Raw genomic sequence first — 19,800 nt, 5'->3', positions numbered from 1 at the left:
ATTACCTTCTTCGATTAAAGTGACATAAATGGAGCAATTCCAATACTACTTTCTTTTATAAAATTGGCCATTTGGTTCACGATCGGATTTCCTTCATATTCTGCCATAAACTCATGATTATCTACAAATGAACGCGAAGAAAGTGCTGAAGATTCGACAGTTCTAAAAAAATCTACAACCTCATTTATGACTTCTTTGGAGAAACCTTTTCTTTTCATTCCTATAATATTGATCCCTTTTAGTCTTGCACGGTTTCCATAGGCCGTACAAAACATGGGGATATCTCTGTTTATAGCGGTTGCACCACCAATATATGCGCCTTCACCTAGAGTAACAAATTGTGAGATTACACAACCGCCTCCTAGAATTACGTTGTCACGAATTTTTACATGGCCTGCAAGTTGAGCACCATTGGCAAAAATACAATTATTTCCAACCACGACATCATGTCCAAAATGGCAATGAACCATAAAAAGACAATTACTTCCTAAAGTTGTTTCTTCGCGATCTTTTTTTGTTCCTCGATGAACTGTAACGAATTCTCGAAAGACGTTGTTATCGCCAATGACGACTCTGGTTGGTTCTCCTTTATAAGTAAGATCTTGAGGGATTTCACCTATGATACATCCAGTAAAAAACTTATTATTTTTGCCGATTTTGGTATGGCCATCTATAACAACGTGTGAACGTAGTTCGCATCCATCACCAAGTTCTACATCAGGGCCAATCACACAATAAGGTCCAATTTTAACATCTAATCCAATTTTGGCATTTTCATTGATAACAGCAGTTGAATGAATCATTTAATCCCCACTAGTATTGAATGGCCGCAAGTAATGTGGCCTCTGACATAAGTTCATTGTTATGATAAAGTTTACATTCGTGTTCCATTATTTTTCCTCTGGATTTTACACAAGTGCATTCAATTTTTAATTCCATGTTTGGAAGGACTGGTTTACGAAACTTAGCTTTCTCAACACTCATGAGGGCCATACCGATTTCAGATTCGAATGGATTAGGAATGATTTTAGTCATAATAAATCCAGAGGCCTGTGCCATAATTTCAACTTGAACAACTCCAGGAAGAATTGGATTCCCTGGGAAGTGACCTGAAAAAATAGGATGTTCAGCATTTGTTTTGTAAAAAGCTGTTACGATACTTCCAATTGCATTTTTAGAATCAATTGTTTCTTCTTGTGGAATGGTTTTTCCGTCCTTGGTAATATCGAGAACGTAATCTACAAAAAGAAAGGGATCACGATGTGGCAGAAACTTCAAAACCATTTCTTTAGAGTAATACATATTTTAACTCCTCTACAAAAACTTTATAACCTATTAATTTTTGCGAGTGATTTTAACCAATCGCGATGTTTTCGAGCTGGAAAACCACCAAGTAAGCTTTGGGCCGGAAAAGACTTCGTGACTAAAGCACCTGCAGCGATTTGGGATGCATCGCCAATATAAACATTATCAGAAACGCCAACTTTCCCTCCGAGTACAACATAATTTCCAACTTTAACACTTCCTGCGATGGCAACATGTCCGCAAAATAAACAATGGTTACCTAAAGAGCAATTGTGCGCAATATGGACGTGGTCATCTAATTTGCAACCATCTCCAATTGTAGTAGGTGAGTATGTGCCTTGATCAATGGTGCAATTTGGACCTATATCAACGTTGCTTCCAATTTTCACACCACCCAAGTGATATATTCTTTGATGTTTTCCGTCGATAAATTCATAGCCAAACCCATCGGAGCCTATGGTGGAGTTGGATTGGATTGTACAGTTCTCCCCTATTTCAACATTTCTTTGGATAACAACATTTGGGAAAATTTCACATCCCTTGCCGATAGTAGAGTTAGACAATACAACAACACCAGTATGTAGTTTAACATTTTCTTCGATCACAACGTTTTGCCCGATGAAGACATTCTGTGCAATCCAAGCAGTTGGATGAATACGAGAAGTTCCCATTTGTCTTGAATCAACCATTTCGTTGAGGGAAGCATTTCTCTCATCGTAGAATGCTTTAGTTAAAATGCAAATTGTTCTAGAAAAATCTGAAGTAATGATTGTTGCTTCGGAGAGACTCAGTAGCCAATCAAGATCAGACTTTTCACACCCATCGACTACTTTCTTGACAATGAGTAGTAAAAAGTCTTTGCTGATTGGTGTGTTTTCTTTGAATTTTATCAGAAATTTTATATCTCTAATGAAAATTACATTTTTAGGTGCAAAGTTAAAGATATCCTTTACACCTACAATTTCAAGTTCTGTATTCCCTTTAACTTCAATTTCTACATTTGCTTCCAATAAAGAAGCAATTTCGCCAACGTTCATGAGTTAAATCTATTTGGGGTGTTTTTTATCGTAGGCCGCAATGACTTCTGATGTAAGATCTTTTGAGTTTTGAGCATATAAAACAGGTGTAGTACTCACTTCAACTGTAAGATCAACTTTGTTAGACTCTGATACAGAATCAATAATTGGTTTAAGTCTATCTAAAATAGGTTTTTTAGAATCTGCTTCTTGCTTTTGAATTTCTTGATTGAATTTCATTTGCTGTTGTTGAAATGAATAGAACATTTTTTGTAATTCTTCTTGTTTTTTGGCCTTGGCCTGATCGTTCATCACGAGGCCTTTTTTCTGGAATTCTTCTTGTGCCTTACGAATTTTTGCTTCTTCGTCCTGTAGAATTTTCTTTTTTTCATTAAATGAATCTTCTAGTTCTTTTTTAACTTTCTGTCCTTGTTTTATAGAAACGAGAACTTTTTGAACATTTACTTGTCCTACAAGTATTTTTGCTTGAACACTCCAGGCCAAAGAAATCATGGCCAGCGTTGTTAACATTTTCATTTATACTCTCCTGGTAAATAATTTAAAACATTCTATTAGAAGATTTGTCCGAGATCAAAGTAAAATTGTTTCGATTTTTCATAACCTCTTCTGTCAATTGGGAATCCAAACTCAAGTCTAACAATACCGATCGGAGAGAACCATCTTAAACCAAGCCCATAATCGGTTCTGATCCGATTTGTGCTGCCATCTCCGGGGTATTTGCTGAAAACATTTCCTGCGTCGACAAAAACAACCCATTTGAGCCCTGCTTCTCTGGCCAGGGGGTGTTCAAACTCGAAGTTTGTGTACATAGAAAAAAGACCTCGAGCGTTTCTTCTAATAATATTACCAAAAAGATCTGGAATAAGTACTTGAGGTCCAACCCCTTCAATATTAAACCCTCTAAGATCTTTAGGTCCACCTAGATAAAGTTTTTGTGTAAAAGGGATAGGTTCTCCATCAACTTTAAAAAGCTTTTTGGCATGAAAACGTGATCGAAAGACCAAATCTCCAAAAACTCTCTTGTAGTATCGACTATCAAGTTCCATTAGAAACCATTTTTTAGTTCCACCAAGTCCTGCGATTTCATATGAATTGTAAATATAATATCCACCACTTGGTTCAAATCGGTTATTACGTTTATCGCTTTCGATAGCAAATTGGATGGAAGAAGCAATACCTTTTTCTAATGATTCATTAATAAGTTGGTTTGATACAACCCCTGAGATATCAGTATCGACTAATTTATAAGTCATATAAGCGCGCGTATAGTCAAACAGGGGGTGTCCACCTCTAAGTGAAAAACCTTTTCTTTCTTCTTTTAGAGAATTTGAAGATTTATCATTTGTGACAAAGACAGAACCACCTAGGAGCCACTGTGAATCATTGAAGTATGGTTCAGTGAAATTTAAACTTACTTGAGTGTTATCTTTTGAGTAATTAAGATTAGCTGATAAGATCTGACCTTTTCCTAAGAAGTTTGATTGCTGAATACTCCCTTGGAAGAAGAAACTTGATTGTGAGGAGTAACCTGCACCGAGGGTAACTTGTCCAGTGTTTCTTTCTTTAACTCTGATTTCGACATCAAGTGTATCTCGTTTATTTTTGGGGGTAGTTGTATTGAATTCTACACTACCAGGTTCAAAAAAACCGAGTCTTTCGACGTTACTTTTTGAAATTCTTAGAGCAGAACCAGAATATTTAACGCCTTCTCTAATTTTAAGTTCCCTACGAATAACTTTATCTCGAGTTTTACTATTTCCAATGATGTTTATTTTTCCAAAATAGGCCAAATCACCTTTTTCGAAAGAAAATTGAACATCTACTTTATTTTCACCTGGTACTTTTTTTATTGTTTTTAAGACGTTTGCAAAAGCGAAACCCTTGTCTTGGTATATTTCGGTTAAAGCGTTCACATCTTTTCTCATTAAATCTTCTGAATAAAAATCATCTTTCTTGGACAATAGAGTCTCTCGGATAATTTTTTCTTCGAAAAGAAGTTCCCCAGAAAAAGAGATTGAATTGATTTTGAATTGAGGGCCCTCAGTAACTTGCATAGTGATAAAAATCCACTTCTTATCTTCAGATACAGTGATCTGAGGACTTCCAATATTTATTTGCAAGAAACCTTTAGACATATAAAAGAACTTAATTCTTTCTAAATCGGCCTGGAAGAAAAAGTCTTTAAAGGCACCGCTGTCGTTCATCATTGAAAATGAGTCTTCTTCTTTGGTTAACATAAAGTCTTTAAGAGTCTTATCATCTATACCTCGATTCCCAAGGAAAATGATTTTTTTAACCTTAACTTTATCTGATTCAGAAACATTAAAAATGAGGTCAACATTTTCTTCGTTTATTTTTTTTACCTCGTAAGTGACATTTGCAAGGTAGTATCCTTTTTCCTCATAAAATTTTAAAATGTCTTTAACATCTGATTTGATTTTGGAAGTGTCTAAAATATTAAATTGTTTGGATTTAATTTGAGATTCGATATCTGATTTATCAATTTGATCATTTCCAACAATTTTGATGTTTGAAATAATAGGTCGTTCTTTTAATTTAAATTCAAGAATATTTTTATTTCCTTGAGTGAGTTGGTGGGCCTCAACAAACTCAAAGTAGTTCATACTGTAAATTCTCTTAATATCTTCTTGTAAAAGGTAGTTATCTAAAACCATTCCTTTTTGGACCAAGAGCTTTTCAGTAATGGCCTCTTGTTCGACTTTTTTAGCACCAACGATACGAATCTCATCAACTTTAAACAAATCAATTTTTGGACCGAGATTACTTAATGCATAAATCGAAAACGAAAGTAATGATATAATTATAAAATAAAAAAATTTCAGTCTTGTACACTTGGCATTACAAACCATCTACTCTCCATCACTCACTGGAAACCTGCTTGCTCATAAAAATGTCCGTAGAAGTTATCAATAATCCAACGATCTTACTAGACTAATTTTCATTGTATATAGTTGCTATGAGTCGATATATATACGAAGTTAAGTTTAAATTAAATGACCGTCACTTAGCATTAATCGTGTATCAAATTTTGATGCTACATTATTATCATGAGTAACTACAATCAACGTGGCCTTGAGTTCATTTGCTACGCCCTTAATTAATTCGGTAACATTCTGCGAATTTTTTGAATCTAGGCTTCCGGTTGGTTCGTCACAGAGTAAAATTCTTGGCCTTAATGACATCGCGCGAATTAAGTTAATTCTCTGTTGCTCTCCGCCAGAGAGTTCATATGGAAATTTATCTAAACAGTCTAGTACGCCAAGTTTTCTGGCCAAAGATAGAACTAAGTCTTTCACAGAACTTGCTCCTTTTACGCTACCAATTTTAGAGGGAAGGAGAATATTATCAATACATTTCATAGTGGACAGAAGATAGTGAAACTGGAAAACAAAACCAACAAATCGATTTCTATATTGGGCCAGATTTGAGTCATTTAGTTTCATCAGGTCTTTCCCTTCTATATACACATTTCCGGCGGTTGGAATTTCAAGTCCTCCAATCATATAGAGCAGTGTTGATTTACCTGAGCCTGATGCTCCTTGAATAGCGTATTGTTTACCCTGTTCAAAATTATATGAAAAATTATTTAAAGCAGTAGATTTTCCATAGGTTTTCACTAAGTTTTTTACTTCTATTAAAGACATCAGACAAACTCCCTGCGCAGTCCATGTAAAACGCTTAATTTTTTATATTTTAATAGTCCAAACCAGCAAATAATATAGATCCATAGGAGGGAAATTCCATAGACTAGAAAATAATCTTTTCCACTCATGTTAAGTTGAATTGTGCCTGTCAAATGATAGATATCTGGTGGTAGTCTGAAGAAGGATACGTTTCCAAGTAAGAAGTTAAATATTTTTAACCAGGCCAAAGATAAGACGGAAGAAAAAAGCCAAATAATTCCCATAAGAGAATACCAAATGATATGGGTGGTTTTAAGAGTTGCTCCAAGAGCTCTTAGTAGGAAAATTTCACGTGCTTTTTCCTCTCTGATAAAAATAAGAAAGGCCAGCACATTAATAACTGCAATCACAACAATGAGTTGTAAAATGAGCCCCATCATAAACTTTTCAGTTTCGACAGCTGATAATATTGAAGAGTATTCCTGCCAAAAAGTTCTCATTGAAAAATGACTTTCGAAGGTGTTATAAAAATCTTTTTTTATCTCTTCAGCATAGTTGTTATAATCGACATTACTTTTTTGGTTACCATTGAACATTACAAGGTTGATTCGATTATTAAGTTTGAGAAGATTTTGGACATGAAAAAGATTCAAATAGACTGAACGTAGGTTTTTTTCAAAAATTCCATGATTAATAATGGAAGAGACTTTAAAACTTTGAAGAAGAGGAAGTTCTGAAATATTCTGATTACCTTTTGCAAGAGCTAATACGAGATTATCTCCAACTTTCAAACCCATTCTTTTCGCGAGTTCTTCTCCGATGACAATTTCATTTTTTTTTAAGCTTTCAATTTTAGTTGAAACGACATTTGAATATTCAGTAGGATTTATACCATAGACTAGAACACCGCTGGATTGTCCTTCTCCAACAACAAATGCCTGAGTTTGAACAATCTGGGCATATTCACGACTACCTATTTTTCTCAGATTTTCTTTAAGTGAATCATCAAATTCAAAAAACCCATAATCAGAATAAAAGTAAAACTGGCCAGATTGGCCTTGAAGTCCTTTGTGGAAAGTTTCCACAAATCCATCCATTAAACCAATCGTGCATAATATGACGGCCATGGAAAATGAAACTCCAACAACTACTGCCGTACAAAATCTAAACATGCCTTTAAAAGACAAAAATATTTTAAATATTTTTAGATAGGCTTCCATAATCGACTATTCTTCCTTAATAGTTTTTTGTACTTTCCAACGTAAAAAAGAGTCCATAAACCCATCCAAATCACCATCAAGGACTTTGTCAGGAGTTCCATTTTCTAAGTTTGTCCTGTGATCTTTCACCAATTTGTAAGGATGAAGAACATAGGACCTAATTTGGGCCCCCCAACCTATTTCTTTTTTTGTGGCCTCTTGTTCTTCGGCCTCTTTTCTTTTTTCTTCCATGGCCAAGTCATAGAGTCTTGATTTTAAAACTTTAAAGGCCTGTTGTTTATTTTGCAACTGAGATCTTTCATTCTGACAATTAACCACAATTCCTGTTGGTAAGTGAGTTATTCTTACAGCAGAATCTGTTGTGTTAACAGACTGTCCCCCTGCTCCACCTGATCTAAAAACATCAATTTTTACATCTTTATCATTGATTTCGATTTCAATTTCATCATCAACTTCAGGGGAAACAAAGATTGAGGCAAAGGAGGTGTGTCTTCTTGCGTTCGAGTCAAATGGAGAAATCCTGACAAGTCTGTGCACGCCAATTTCAGATTTGAGAAGGCCATAGGCATAGGGGCCATTTATTGTCATGGTGACAGATTTGATGCCTGCGGATTCACCATCTTGAACATCGAGAATTTGAGTTTTAAATTTTTTTCTTTCGGCCCATCTGGAGATCATTCGATAGAGCATGCTGGCCCAATCGCAAGATTCTGTTCCACCTGCACCAGCGTTAATTGAAACGATAGCATTATTAGGGTCCATTTCATCAGAAAGAAGTACTTTCTGTTCAGATTTTTCAAATTGTTTAATAAATTTATCGAAACACTCAATATATTCTAGGCCAGAAGATTCATCACCTTCGTTTATTGCGTAATCATATAAGATTTCAGATTCTTCCCAGAGTTCTTCTAAAAAGTTATAGGTATTTACGACTTCTTCTAGGAGAGATTTTTCTTTTTGAATTTTCGAAGCATGTTCAGTGTCTTCCCAAAAACCTGGCAATGCCTCCATTTGAGAGATAGTTTCTAGGCGTTCAGATTTTTTATCAATTTCAAAGTGCCCTCCGCAAAGATTTGAATCGATCTTCATATTTTGTAAGAAGTGAATTTTTTTCTTCGACTTGAATTTTTAATGAGTCATCCATTTATATCCCTTTTAATAAATTTGATTATAGATCATTTCAACGAGAGTGTCTTCGAGTCTGAACATTATTTGAGCTTCTTTTTGTGAGACTTCATGATCATGGCCAACTAAATGTAAAAGACCGTGAATGAATTGATGTATCACTTCTTGTTCAAAACTAATATTAAACTCAATTGATTGTTTCATGGCCACTTCGTGGCAAATATAAATATCTCCTAACTCAACTTCTTTAGAGGGTAATTGTTGTGGAGTTCTTAAAGATTCATGAACTGGAAAAGATAAGACGTCGGTTTTTTTATCTTTATCCCTGTAAAGTTTATTGAGTGAACGGATTTTTTTTGCTCCGCACATTACGAGATTTAAAGAAATAAAATTTTGTTTTTTAAGAATAATAGATTCTCCAGCAATTTTTTTACCATGAAGGAACGGTTCTATGACGACTAGCGTTTTTCCCAAGACTCTCAACAATTTTGTATAGTCATGCTTTAGGGTTGAATTCACATTAAGAATACAAGATGGTGCTTTAATTAGTTTATCCATTTTGCTAACTTAGGTTGAAACTGACCGATAGACAAGTACTCTGTGACTGAAGGATGAATTTTGATTGATATAAAAATGGCCGCTCTGAAAAAAGCAATAGAAGTTGTAGAAAAACTACGAGATCCAATCGAAGGTTGTCCATGGGATCTTAAGCAAACAAGAAAAGGACTTGCTCAATACGCCGTTGAAGAAAGCTATGAATATGTAGACTCAGTTAACAATGGTTCTTCACAAGATCAAATGGATGAGTTAGGGGATATATTATTGCAAGTACTTCTCAATGGAATTATTGCTGAACAAGATGGTGAGTTCACTTTGGCCGATATAGCAAATAATTTGACACAAAAGATGATAAGAAGGCATCCGCATGTCTTTAAGGGAAATAATAATATCTCAATAGAAGAAATCAAAGAAAACTGGCATGAGATAAAAAATACTGAGAATAAACAAAAAGGGAAAGATACTTCGACCCGAATTAATGATGAAGTTCTTGCTTATCCTTCACTGATTTGTTCGGAAAAAATAGGCAAAAAAAGTGGAAGAGTTAACTTCGATTGGGAAACTCCCTTACAGGTGGCATACAAGGTTGAAGAGGAGTGGCAAGAGCTTAAAGAAGAAGTGTATAAGGGTATCATTGTCAATAAAGATGCGATTGAGGAGGAGTTTGGTGATTTTCTATTTTCAGCAGTTCAATTGGCCAGACATTTAGAGCTAAATGCAGAGCTAGCTCTAAGAAAAGCGAACATAAAATTTTTAAAGCGCTTTCGCTCAATGGAGTCCTTAATGGAAGAGGAAAATATGGAGCTTGAAAAGCTTGAACAAGAAAAAATAGATCATTTTTGGAATTTGGCCAAACTAAAAGAGAAAGAAGAAAAGAATGCTACTAAAAAGTGAGTACATCAGGTTAACTCCAAATGAGAGAATCTATGGTTTACAAGTGCCAGTCATAGGTTTGACAGGAGGAATTTCATCTGGAAAAAGTTTTGTGGCAAATTATCTAGAAAGCAAAGGAATTAAGGTAATATGTGCAGATAAGATGATAAAAGAAATCTATCAGAAAAAGGCCACCAAGGACTTTATCAGATCCCTTGCGCCACAAGTTATCAATTCAGAAGAAAACATCAATTTCAAACTTCTAAGAGAGTTAGTTTTTGAACGGGATAATTTAAAACTTAAGCTTGAAAAATACCTTCATCCTCAACTAGAAAATATTATGAAGACCAAGATCAGTTCTGAAGATCATTTCATTATTTATGATATACCTTTGCTTTTTGAAAACAACTTAAAAGAAAAATTTGATCTGGTTGTAACAATGAATCTATCACAGGATAATCAAATTAAAAGATTGTGTGAAAGAGATAAGATTTCACAAGATCTGGCAAAAAAAATTATTGCTCAACAAATGCCTTTGGAATTTAAGGTAAGAAATAGTGATTTTGTTATCCAAAATGATGGTTCATTGGATGATCTGAAGCGGACGATAGAGTCAGTTTTGATAACTGAGATTTTCTTGGCATGATGCCATTTTAGCAATCTCATTGATACGTTCAATGATCTGAAGACGTTGAGATTTATTAAAAGTTTTGTCGAGAATTGAATATCTTTTAACAGGTAACAATTCTTTAACAACTTCGCTAGCATCATTTGTATTGGTTTTTCTTAAGACGATTCTTCGACTTGGGTTCACAACACTTATCAATGACCTACTACGGTATGAATCTTCTCCTTGAAAAGTTGTCACAACGATATCTACAAATTTCCAACGCCCTTCTTCCATCGATTGTTCAAGCACATCAAACATTCTTCTTGCATCGTTTGCATCATCAGTGATGTATTCAAAAAAATGCTTTACACTGCCTTCACTTCTAGTTAGTTCATCAAGTTGATCTTTGATATAGGATACTTTCTTTTGAAATTGAATCTCGCCCTCGTTTTCGGTAGGAGCGTTTTCGTCTGATGAGTTATATATGTCTACTGACAATTGAGTTCTGGAAAAAAGTTCATGTAAAAAATCATGGTTACTTGGAGTTAAGTTAAAAATTGGAAAATGAACATTATGATTGGGATAAGTTGCAACGCTTCCAAGGTATTTTTTATTTTGAAAAATAATTCTCTCTATCTCTTCTCCCCATTTCTCCCTGGGGATTTGTTCAAATTCGTTTGGCCCTGAAAATTTACTTAATTTGTTGAGTACACCATCAAGATTGATTACTATTTTGAAATTCTCTTCGTTTGAAAGAACTGGACTTGCAAAGATTAAGAAAATTGATAAATAGTAAAGTAAGTTTTTATAGGTTTTCATAACAGAGGAAACTACAACAATTTCTATTTTTCATCAAACTTTAAAAAACTAAACAAGTATTTTTTACTATATGACTAGTTTTAAGACACTATACTTTTAAAAATAAAGTGACAACTTGTTGATTTTACGATCGAGATATAAACGTCAAATAACAGCTGAAACTCTTGGATTTTGACGAGATCTCACATTGTAGTGTGACTCTTTTACCACCTGATCAGCACTCTTTAAGGAAGAGAACATCCCTTTTAAGGACTCAATCATCGTTTCTCCATTTTGATCAAAGTTCTTTGTATGATTTTCAAACTCATCCTTAATATCTTTCGAACTGGCCAGAATTGTTCCAGTAGATTGAAGAGGTATTTTTGTGAATGGCCTTTGCTGATTTACAAGTTCAACTTTAGAGGCCACTACATCAACTTGTCCCATTATTTTAAACAAAGAAGTAATAATTTTATCGTATGATCTTATTTGAATTTTAATATTATTCAATGATTCTTCAATTCTATCTTTGTCATATCTTTCGCTTCTACCAAAAACAAGAGTTTGGTCTACAGATTGTAACACTTTCAATCTACCATCTTCGGCCTTTTCTTTTAGTTGTTTAAAATCACTTCTTTGCTGTTCTAAATTTTGAAAAGCTTTGTCATGTTCGTTAATAACTTCTTGTAGATTCTTGTATGATTTCTCATATGTATCCAAAGAACTTAGTGTTTCTTTTAGTTGTTGATTTATTTCATCAAAGTCATTACAGATATCACTTTTTGTATGCATCATATTAAGAATACATTGCTTTGTATTGCCAAAGCTATTTTTGACTTCATTAATATAGTTCTTGGTTTCTTCAAAAGCATTTTCCATTTCATTTATGAGGTGGTTACTTTGCTCTATAATTTCATCTTTTTCACTCAGTCTATTTTCATATGCTTCGAAATTTTGAATTTTTTTGGTGTTTAGATTTCGTAGAAGTGAGTAGATTTCATCAATACCTGCTATATAAAAATCTTTTTGTATTCTTTCAATAAACTCATCATCAAACTGAGAATCTAACATTGCTTCAAGAGATTTTTTGACTGGGCCAACAATTGCTTTCGTTTGGTGACCAACAGTTTCTTGTAAACTTCTAAGAGGATAAAAGAAAATCATAATTTCAGTAGCACCATTCACTTCGACTGGTGATACATACATTTCATACGGAAGGACTTCATCATCAACACTTGTTTTTAATTGTATTTGGTAAATTCCAGCAATATTTGAATTCTGGGCCTGAATAATGGGATCTTCTTCACCTAAATTTGTAAATCGTTGTAAATGATCCCAACTAAGTGCATCTAGATTATTTTTATAATTGCTAAGTTTCCAATTTTCAAGAAAGTTTTTATTGGCCCATTTCACTTTCAAATTTACATCTAAAAGAATTGAACTAAAAGGTAGAGAATCTTGAAATATTGAACCAAAACTCATTCTTTTATGGACATAATCTCTATATTTAAGGAGGTCTTTATAGAGATCTACCGCAAGCTTTTCTGACATTTTAGGATCATCTTTGCCTTTTACTACTATCTCATTGACGACATCAGATACTTCCTTAGAAATCTTTTGTGTTGTCGATTTGATTTCAATTTTTCTAAGTATTAAAAGGATAATCATACTTGAAATACAAAAAGCTAATAATATGACAAAACCGTAAAATATACTTTTACTTGTTTTTTCAAATCCAATTTTTTGTTCTGCTATTTTAGGAGATAAATCATCTAGCCACTCAGAATATGCATTGCTCAATTTTTTATGTGAATTATTAAAGTCATTCAACGCAGTTAAATATTTTTCTAGCAAAGAAAGATCATTTTTCATGCCATTAATTTTTGCAAAGATAATACTTTTTTCTGTTTTGGTAAGTACAGATGTTTCAGTGATGGATTCCATATTTGAAAATTCATTTAAAATACCACTATAGGCAGATTGTATTTGTCTATATTTATATATTCCACTTCTCTTACTCTTAGTCTCTGAAATTTTAACTCTTATTCTTTCAGTCGTTCTAGTAAGTGTTTTCCAATTGTTGCTCATTACAAATGTTTGAAAATTTACAATCTTGTCCCAAATAACACCAACTAAACGAGGAAGTTCAGGAACTGACAGAAGTGACATGACATGTTTTTTTACTTCATTTAAACTCGTTTCAAATTTATTTTTGATTGCTTCATCTTGAGCTACAAATTCTGAAAATGTTTTATATTGGTTATTCAATACATCTACTTCTGTTAACGCTTCTCTGACTCTATCAAGGTCAATATTATTTTGAATTAATTTTGGTCGATCAGTTTTGCGTTCATTTTCAATCAAGTATGAATTCTCAATCACTCGAGCTATTCCTTCAACTGAAATAGAACCACTTTTCCATAAATGGTAAGCAAAATAGCTGCTAGCACCAAATAGGGCCAAAAATAAGAAAATAGACATCCAATAGGTGTATCGTTTTACAGTATTATTCATAGAGGCCTCTGAAATGATAATTATTTTTGAGCAAATTGAAAAATATCGAAAGGAAATATAACTTGATTAAGTAAGTGGTCTTTAACATCCTGTTTTCCATGACTTTCTTCCTGAGAATCCCTAAATCCTTGGAATTCATTTTCAATAGGAAAAAATTTCCCCTTAAATGGTATTATGAGGGAAAATGGACGAAATATAAAGGGAAAATAGAATATTTTATATTGATATAAACCAGACTGATATGATTTGATAATGTGCTCAGGAATGGATTGATGTGTTTTGAGAGTCATATCTCTACAAAGCTCAATACAATAATGATTACCATATTTGCCGACTAAATTAATAGGTGATTCATAATGGGGAAAAATGCTAGATAACTCTAGAACGAGATCTTCATCAAAATCTGCGCTAATATAAAATTTTTCATTTTCATCATGTGAAAAATCTAATTCAAAACGTACAAGATTATTCTTTTCAACATTGAATGTACAAAGTGCTTTTTCTTCAAAGAAATATCTAAGAGTTTTATAATATTCAATTTTATCCTCAACAAGGTCTTGACTGTCAGATAAATAAGTTCTGAAAAAAATTCTATCTTCTTTAAGTACTAAATGACCTTTTTTATTAAAATTAAACATAGTCAGCACTTTTAAAAATGAAGGAAGTAAATTTAAAAGCTTATTCCATTCCCCAAAATTTCTGTTTGAATAATCCTGTAGAACTAAAGTTTTAAGACCACTATGATGACAAAGAAAATGAGTAAAAAGACTTTGTAATTGATTTAAAAAACTAGAATAAATCCCATCAAACTGACGAGGATCATTTAAAATATCTTTTGAGAGGCATCTGAGTCCATTGAATTCATAAATTAATTGAGAATAAAGTGGTGTTAAATCTTCAGTGCCAAGCTTATAGAGATCTTGAATATAAGAAAGTCCACGTTGATAATGTTCATCAATTTTTTCATTCATGAAATTATTATATCATAAATCTTAACCAATCAAATCTTCTGGTGAATCAAATTCACTTTTTAATTTTGCTCTTAACCTTAAAATTGCTTGAGTATGGAGTTGAGAAACACGGGATTCGGTAACACTTAATACCTGACCTATTTCTTTGAGATTTAAATCTTCATAATAATAAAGAGATAAAACAAGTCTTTGTTTTTCGGGCAATGATTTAATTCCTTCTTTAATCTTATCTCGTGAAGATTTATAGCTTACAGCATCGAATGGGTTAGAGCCACGAGAACCTTTTGTAAGGTTGGCCATAAGTTTTTTATCGCCTTTATTAAAGGCCGTAGCATCATCAATATTAAGAACTGATACAGATTTTGATTTGTTTAGCATGTCATGAAATTCATCTTGAGTAACATTTAATGTCTTGCACATTTCTTCAGTAGTTGCAGGTCTTCCTAATTCTGCTTCCAATCTTAAATAGGCCCTCTCGATTAATTTAACTTTTTCTCTTACTGAACGTGGAACCCAATCTTGAGCTCTTAGCTCATCTAAAATGGCACCTCTTATTCTGAATTCAGCATAAGTTTTAAACTTATTATCTCTTGAAGGATCAAATTTCTCGATAGCATCCATAAGCCCAATAACCCCACATGAAATGAGGTCATCAAGCTCTATATTAGAGGGAAGTCTTGATGCGATTTTTTGAGCTATAAACTTAATAAGAGGAGCATATTCAATAATAATTTGATCTTTAACTTCTGGATCCATGGTTGAACGATAATCTGTTAGATTTTTAAGTTTTTTTGCCAGAGATGACATCTACACTCCTTAGCTAGTTGGATAAAGAACGTTCTGTTCGTTGTGATCCGGCCCATCATTTCTATATGTATTTGGCAGATAAAACGAGCGACCCAACACCTCCTCGGTAAATTTTTTTAAAATTTTTATTACACTTTTGTGTATTGGATTATTTTTCCCATTTAATATCAACTGATCGAATTTATCTATACTTCCAAAGTATTTTTCAATAGATCCTAGAATTTTTAACTCACTTGACAAGAAACTATCAACCGTGTCGGCCATAGAAAACGCCACTCTTTTATACTGATTTTCAGATTCACACTTATTGACAAGTAAATGATTAGAAATAATCCCATATTTGTTTTTTAAAATCTTAATCAAAGAGTAAGAATCAGTTAGTGAAGATCTATCTGGCGTGACTACAACAAATCGATAGTCTGAATAGGCATTAAGATTTAGATTGATCCTATCTATTCCTGCTGGAGAATCAAGAATAATAAAATCATATTTATTACCATAAGTGTTGATAATATTGATTATCGACTTATCATATTCAAATTTATTATCAAAGAGTTCCAAACTACCATTACATCCACTCAGAATATCAACATTATTTTGAGTGACCACACATTCGCTAAAATCTTTCTCACCTGTTAATAACAATGCAAAATGATTGTTGATACTTTTTCCAATCTTTACAAGAGCATTTGAAAGATTGAAATCACAATCAATCAACAAAGTTTTATGACCCCAAGCTGAAAGTTGGAAGGCCGTTTTCAATGCAATAGACGTTTTGCCGACTCCTCCTTTTCCACTTGTAACACAAATTGTTTTGGTATCTCTTACGTTCTTAAATTCATCACCTTTATGTGAAATTAACCACTGCGAAGCTCTACTTGTTGACATCCTGTCTCCTAAATAAACCTAAACTATAACTTGAATATTCCGTCTAGAACTCTCTCTGCACTTGCAGCTTCAATATCTTCAGGAATGACTTCCCCTGTCCCAAAAAACTTCAAAGGGATTTTACTGAATTCATAAGAAAGGTTAAAAATTCCAGCAAAATTTAAACATTGGTCCAAGAATGTGAAGTTTATCCCGTCTATTAAATCCTTATAAATGTTGAGAACTTTTCGGTTATAATCTTCAGAATGTATTGAACTTAAAGTCAGTAAAATTTCAACATTATCAAAGGCCCTTTTAATCCCATCAATAATTTTTTTAGTTTCATTTTTATCTTTTGTAGACCTGTAATTTACAATAACAGACTTTTTCTCTTCAAGGCCCTTTCTCATGCCATAAATAGCTTTGGCCATTGAGTCTACTCGTTCATACTCAATTCCATGAATCTTTTGTACAAAATCGCGCTCAACTTGTTTTTGCCCAAAATCAATTAGTACACTATCTTCCTTAAGTACTCCAAGTTTTAAGGCCAAAGATTCTTGGCCTGAGCTAGTTTCAGAAATTAAAACTGTAATGACTTGGTTGTTCTGTATATTTGTCTGTGAAAACAAAGGCATCGCAGTATTTACATCACTCATCATTTCTCTTAGAGAAAACTCAAAAACACTTTCGGCATCTTCCAAAGACTCTGGAGTTAACTCGAAAACGGCCTTTTTACAAATTCTTTGAATATATGGCCCACATATTCCCAGGCCAGATAATAATGTTCTTAACTGAAATATACCTCTTGGCCCATTTTGTCTGGGATTTTCGATAAGATTTTTTAATTCTCTAATACTTGATTCTAACAACTCAATTCTTTGTTCATAGGCCTGAATTGTTTTTGAATCAGTTTCAATTTCATATTGATTCTCAACTTTACTTGTATTTTGCAATGTAGGTCTAATTTCTGAAACAACAGGTGCTTCTTTAGGTATATCTAAAAATTTAGAGAAATCATCTTTACCTTCTTCTACCTGGCCCTCAAGAAAATTATCTAAATCTGTCGTTGCAGATTTTAATGGTTTATTAAGTCCTATATTTCCATAACCACCATAAGACCTATCATTCTTATCAATCATTTTTGCAATTTCCGAAGCGCGGCCAGAATAAAACTCTTCCTTCTGATCTTCAGTTAAGACTTTGTCTACATTTGCCTTACTGATATAATTTTTCTCTGAAATTGCTGCAGTTATTTCAATTCGTTTTCTTTTAAAGGCACCCTTAATACCCTTATTGGTAACAGTCTTAAGAATTATTGCATCAGGCCCAAGCTCTCTTTTAATTGACTTTAATGCTTCATCTAAAGTGTCGGCCTCAAATTTTCTTACATACATATTATAACCTCACTGTTCCCAATGACTTGATATTTGCACTTGGTTCTATTTCATTATGACTCACAACGATTAAGTTTGGAATAAACTTCTCGGTTAATCGCTTAAAATGCGCTCTAATTACTGGAGAACAAAGCACAACCATTTTCTCTCCCATACCTGTTGCTTCTTCAATTTTTTCATTCAATCCAGCAAGTATACTTTGAGTCACCCTTGGATCTAAGGATAATTCTTGTCCATGTTCAGTTTGAATCAAATTTTCAGCAATGCTTTCTTCTATCCCTCTATCCAGAGTAAAAATTGGAACCTCTCCGCTGTCTCCACGAATACTCTCTGTTATTGTTCTATATAGACCTTGTCTGCACAACTCGGTTAAGGAGTCTGCATCTTTTATTTGAGTTCCATATTCGGCCAAGGATTCTAAAATCGTTCTTAAATCTCTGATCGAAACATTCTCTCTAAGGAGATTTTTTAAGACTTTCAATACAATACCTAAAGATAAAATATCTGGAATCAAATCGTTGACAACTTTTGGATTTTCTTGCTTAAATTTATCAAGTATCCTCACTAATTCTTCTCTCCCAAATAATTCATGTAAATTGGATTTCAAAATTTCAGTGATATGAGTGGCCAGAATTGTTGAAAGATCCACGACTGTATAGCCATTGTACTGGGCATCATCCTTTTGATCTTCTGAAATCCACACAGCTGACAATCCAAAGACAGGCTCAACCGTATCAATTCCATCAACTTTTTCTATAACTGTGCCAGGATCCATTGCAAGATAATGATCTGACATCAATTCACCATGAGCTACTTCAATACCTTTAATTTTAACTTTATATCCACCAGGTTTAAGTTCTAAATTATCTTTTATTCTAATTGAAGGAATGATAATCCCCCAATCAAGCGCGAATTGTTTTCTTATATGAGTAATTCTCTCCAGTAAATCTCCATTTTGATCAGCGTCCACAAGGTTTACAAGACCATACCCAACTTCCAACTCAACAAGTTCTAGTGAAAGGAGATCTTCCAAATTTTCTGCAGTGGCGACTTTTTCGTCGGACAATTTTTCCTGCTCTGCTTTTCTTACTCTTTCATTATCTATTTCTATTCTATGTGCAACATAACCAAGGAAAAGTCCGACAATCGTAAAAGGTAATGCTGGTAATCCAGGTATAATTGCAAAAATTAAAAGTACACCTCCAGCAATATATATTGCTTTGGGATGGATTTTAAATTGTTTTGAAACTTGGAGTCCTAAAGCATCTTCATTTGTGTTTCTGGTTGAAATAATACCGGCAGCAGTAGAGATAATAAGGGCCGGAATTTGTGAAACAAGTCCATCTCCAACAGTTAAAAGCGTAAATGTTTTAGTTGCTTGAGCAATATCCATTCCGGATTGGGCCATACCAACAATGATTCCTCCAATAATATTTATCACTGTAATAAGAATACCAGCAATCGCATCTCCACGGACAAATTTCGAGGCACCATCCATCGACCCATAAAAATCTGCCTCTTCTGCGACTTCTTTACGTCTTGTTTTTGCTTGAGTTTCATCTATTAGACCAGCATTTAAATCGGCATCAATGGCCATCTGTTTACCAGGCATCGCATCTAATGTAAATCTTGCAGCAACTTCCGACACCCGGCCAGCACCTTTAGTGATAACCATAAAGTTAATAATGACGAGGATGATAAATACAATAATACCGACAACATAATTTCCTTGAACAACGAACTCCCCAAATGACCTAATGATCTCTCCCGCAGCGCCTGTACCTTCGGCTCCTCCCCTTAGAAGAATATTTCTCGTTGAAGCAACGTTGAGTGCCAGTCGAAACAAAGTCATGATCAATAGAACAGAAGGAAAAGTAGAGAAATCAAGAGGTCTATGTGAATAAATCGAAACGAGTAGTATAATAACAGATCCAGATAAAGTGAAGGCCAGAAGTAAATCTAAAAATGTTGGATTGACTGGAATGACCATCACACTGAGAATAAGGAGAATACCTAGAGCGATAACAAGATCAGAATTGAAAGAAATTTTTTTAATTTTTAAGACCATTTCATTCAT

The 19,800-nt window shown here is 33.7% G+C and carries 18 protein-coding genes; 2 read left to right on the top strand and 16 right to left on the bottom strand.

Annotation, left to right across the window (positions count from 1 at the left end; all coding sequences use genetic code 11):
• Positions 1 to 14: 14 nt before the first annotated feature.
• The 9 genes from lpxA to ybeY all read right to left on the bottom strand — a co-directional run bounded on the left by lpxA (position 15) and on the right by ybeY (position 8,889).
• Positions 15 to 803 carry an acyl-ACP--UDP-N-acetylglucosamine O-acyltransferase gene (gene lpxA, locus H6622_06725; protein ID MCB9061198.1) on the bottom strand — a complete coding sequence of 263 codons (789 nt, stop codon included), beginning with the start codon at positions 801 to 803 and terminating at the stop codon, positions 15 to 17.
• 10 nt (positions 804 to 813) lie between these two features.
• Entirely contained in the window at positions 814 to 1,302 is a 489-nt protein-coding gene (locus H6622_06720) for a beta-hydroxyacyl-ACP dehydratase (GenBank protein MCB9061197.1), read from the bottom strand.
• Positions 1,303 to 1,325: 23 nt separating this feature from the next.
• On the bottom strand, positions 1,326 to 2,342 hold the full coding sequence (gene lpxD / locus H6622_06715) for a UDP-3-O-(3-hydroxymyristoyl)glucosamine N-acyltransferase (GenBank protein ID MCB9061196.1): 1,017 nt from the start codon (positions 2,340 to 2,342) through the stop codon (positions 1,326 to 1,328).
• A gap of 9 nt (positions 2,343 to 2,351) precedes the next feature.
• A complete protein-coding gene (locus tag H6622_06710; GenBank protein MCB9061195.1) occupies positions 2,352 to 2,858 on the bottom strand; it encodes an OmpH family outer membrane protein in 507 nt (168 codons plus the stop codon).
• Positions 2,859 to 2,893: 35 nt separating this feature from the next.
• On the bottom strand, positions 2,894 to 5,104 hold the full coding sequence (gene bamA / locus H6622_06705) for an outer membrane protein assembly factor BamA (protein MCB9061194.1): 2,211 nt from the start codon (positions 5,102 to 5,104) through the stop codon (positions 2,894 to 2,896).
• Positions 5,105 to 5,347: 243 nt separating this feature from the next.
• Positions 5,348 to 6,007 carry an ABC transporter ATP-binding protein gene (locus H6622_06700; protein ID MCB9061193.1) on the bottom strand — a complete coding sequence of 220 codons (660 nt, stop codon included), beginning with the start codon at positions 6,005 to 6,007 and terminating at the stop codon, positions 5,348 to 5,350.
• The gene (locus H6622_06695) at positions 6,007 to 7,206 is read right to left on the bottom strand and encodes an ABC transporter permease (GenBank protein ID MCB9061192.1); all 1,200 of its coding nucleotides are present in this window, start codon (positions 7,204 to 7,206) and stop codon (positions 6,007 to 6,009) included. The genes H6622_06700 and H6622_06695 overlap by 1 nt, the downstream gene beginning before the upstream one ends.
• Before the next feature lie 6 nt (positions 7,207 to 7,212).
• Positions 7,213 to 8,295, bottom strand: coding sequence for a peptide chain release factor 2 (gene prfB / locus H6622_06690; GenBank protein ID MCB9061191.1), 1,083 nt, complete (start codon positions 8,293 to 8,295; stop codon positions 7,213 to 7,215).
• 66 nt (positions 8,296 to 8,361) lie between these two features.
• Positions 8,362 to 8,889 carry an rRNA maturation RNase YbeY gene (ybeY, locus tag H6622_06685; GenBank protein ID MCB9061190.1) on the bottom strand — a complete coding sequence of 176 codons (528 nt, stop codon included), beginning with the start codon at positions 8,887 to 8,889 and terminating at the stop codon, positions 8,362 to 8,364.
• 60 nt (positions 8,890 to 8,949) lie between these two features.
• Between ybeY and mazG the strand changes: the two genes are divergently transcribed.
• Positions 8,950 to 9,783, top strand: coding sequence for a nucleoside triphosphate pyrophosphohydrolase (gene mazG / locus H6622_06680; protein MCB9061189.1), 834 nt, complete (start codon positions 8,950 to 8,952; stop codon positions 9,781 to 9,783).
• Positions 9,767 to 10,408 carry a dephospho-CoA kinase gene (locus tag H6622_06675; protein ID MCB9061188.1) on the top strand — a complete coding sequence of 214 codons (642 nt, stop codon included), beginning with the start codon at positions 9,767 to 9,769 and terminating at the stop codon, positions 10,406 to 10,408. Before mazG ends, H6622_06675 begins: the two co-directional genes overlap by 17 nt.
• Here the strand turns inward: H6622_06675 and H6622_06670 are convergent.
• From H6622_06670 to flhA, 7 genes are all read right to left on the bottom strand, one after another.
• Positions 10,376 to 11,191, bottom strand: a complete 816-nt coding sequence (locus H6622_06670; GenBank protein ID MCB9061187.1) for a hypothetical protein — start codon at positions 11,189 to 11,191, stop codon at positions 10,376 to 10,378. The genes H6622_06675 and H6622_06670 overlap by 33 nt on opposite strands.
• 144 nt (positions 11,192 to 11,335) lie before the next feature.
• The gene (locus H6622_06665; protein MCB9061186.1) at positions 11,336 to 13,684 is read right to left on the bottom strand and encodes a hypothetical protein; all 2,349 of its coding nucleotides are present in this window, start codon (positions 13,682 to 13,684) and stop codon (positions 11,336 to 11,338) included.
• 20 nt (positions 13,685 to 13,704) lie between these two features.
• Positions 13,705 to 14,655: a hypothetical protein gene (locus H6622_06660; GenBank protein MCB9061185.1), complete on the bottom strand. Its 951-nt coding sequence runs from the start codon at positions 14,653 to 14,655 to the stop codon at positions 13,705 to 13,707.
• A gap of 21 nt (positions 14,656 to 14,676) precedes the next feature.
• The gene (locus H6622_06655) at positions 14,677 to 15,462 is read right to left on the bottom strand and encodes a FliA/WhiG family RNA polymerase sigma factor (protein MCB9061184.1); all 786 of its coding nucleotides are present in this window, start codon (positions 15,460 to 15,462) and stop codon (positions 14,677 to 14,679) included.
• 9 nt (positions 15,463 to 15,471) lie between these two features.
• Positions 15,472 to 16,350: an AAA family ATPase gene (locus tag H6622_06650; GenBank protein ID MCB9061183.1), complete on the bottom strand. Its 879-nt coding sequence runs from the start codon at positions 16,348 to 16,350 to the stop codon at positions 15,472 to 15,474.
• Positions 16,351 to 16,373: 23 nt separating this feature from the next.
• On the bottom strand, positions 16,374 to 17,723 hold the full coding sequence (locus H6622_06645; protein MCB9061182.1) for a hypothetical protein: 1,350 nt from the start codon (positions 17,721 to 17,723) through the stop codon (positions 16,374 to 16,376).
• Position 17,724: 1 nt separating this feature from the next.
• A complete protein-coding gene (gene flhA, locus H6622_06640) occupies positions 17,725 to 19,800 on the bottom strand; it encodes a flagellar biosynthesis protein FlhA (protein ID MCB9061181.1) in 2,076 nt (691 codons plus the stop codon).

Source organism: Halobacteriovoraceae bacterium (assembly GCA_020635115.1).
Taxonomy (GTDB): Bacteria; Bdellovibrionota; Bacteriovoracia; order Bacteriovoracales; family Bacteriovoracaceae; genus JACKAK01.
This window is presented reverse-complemented; position numbering and strand designations above follow the sequence as displayed.

Excerpts from the sequence above, each read along its gene's own strand:
- H6622_06700 (MCB9061193.1), bottom strand. The coding sequence starts at position 6,007 with ATGTCTTTAATAGAAGTAAAAAACTTAGTGAAAACCTATGGAAAATCT.
- H6622_06695 (MCB9061192.1), bottom strand. The coding sequence starts at position 7,206 with ATGGAAGCCTATCTAAAAATATTTAAAATATTTTTGTCTTTTAAAGGC.
- ybeY (MCB9061190.1), bottom strand. The coding sequence starts at position 8,889 with ATGGATAAACTAATTAAAGCACCATCTTGTATTCTTAATGTGAATTCA.
- lpxA (MCB9061198.1), bottom strand. The coding sequence starts at position 803 with ATGATTCATTCAACTGCTGTTATCAATGAAAATGCCAAAATTGGATTA.
- H6622_06675 (MCB9061188.1), top strand. The coding sequence starts at position 9,767 with ATGCTACTAAAAAGTGAGTACATCAGGTTAACTCCAAATGAGAGAATC.
- H6622_06660 (MCB9061185.1), bottom strand. The coding sequence starts at position 14,655 with ATGAATGAAAAAATTGATGAACATTATCAACGTGGACTTTCTTATATT.
- prfB (MCB9061191.1), bottom strand. The coding sequence starts at position 8,295 with ATGAAGATCGATTCAAATCTTTGCGGAGGGCACTTTGAAATTGATAAA.
- lpxD (MCB9061196.1), bottom strand. The coding sequence starts at position 2,342 with ATGAACGTTGGCGAAATTGCTTCTTTATTGGAAGCAAATGTAGAAATT.
- H6622_06650 (MCB9061183.1), bottom strand. The coding sequence starts at position 16,350 with ATGTCAACAAGTAGAGCTTCGCAGTGGTTAATTTCACATAAAGGTGAT.
- H6622_06710 (MCB9061195.1), bottom strand. The coding sequence starts at position 2,858 with ATGAAAATGTTAACAACGCTGGCCATGATTTCTTTGGCCTGGAGTGTT.
- H6622_06645 (MCB9061182.1), bottom strand. The coding sequence starts at position 17,723 with ATGTATGTAAGAAAATTTGAGGCCGACACTTTAGATGAAGCATTAAAG.
- H6622_06655 (MCB9061184.1), bottom strand. The coding sequence starts at position 15,462 with ATGTCATCTCTGGCAAAAAAACTTAAAAATCTAACAGATTATCGTTCA.
- flhA (MCB9061181.1), bottom strand. The coding sequence starts at position 19,800 with ATGAATGAAATGGTCTTAAAAATTAAAAAAATTTCTTTCAATTCTGAT.
- H6622_06720 (MCB9061197.1), bottom strand. The coding sequence starts at position 1,302 with ATGTATTACTCTAAAGAAATGGTTTTGAAGTTTCTGCCACATCGTGAT.
- H6622_06670 (MCB9061187.1), bottom strand. The coding sequence starts at position 11,191 with ATGAAAACCTATAAAAACTTACTTTACTATTTATCAATTTTCTTAATC.
- H6622_06665 (MCB9061186.1), bottom strand. The coding sequence starts at position 13,684 with ATGAATAATACTGTAAAACGATACACCTATTGGATGTCTATTTTCTTA.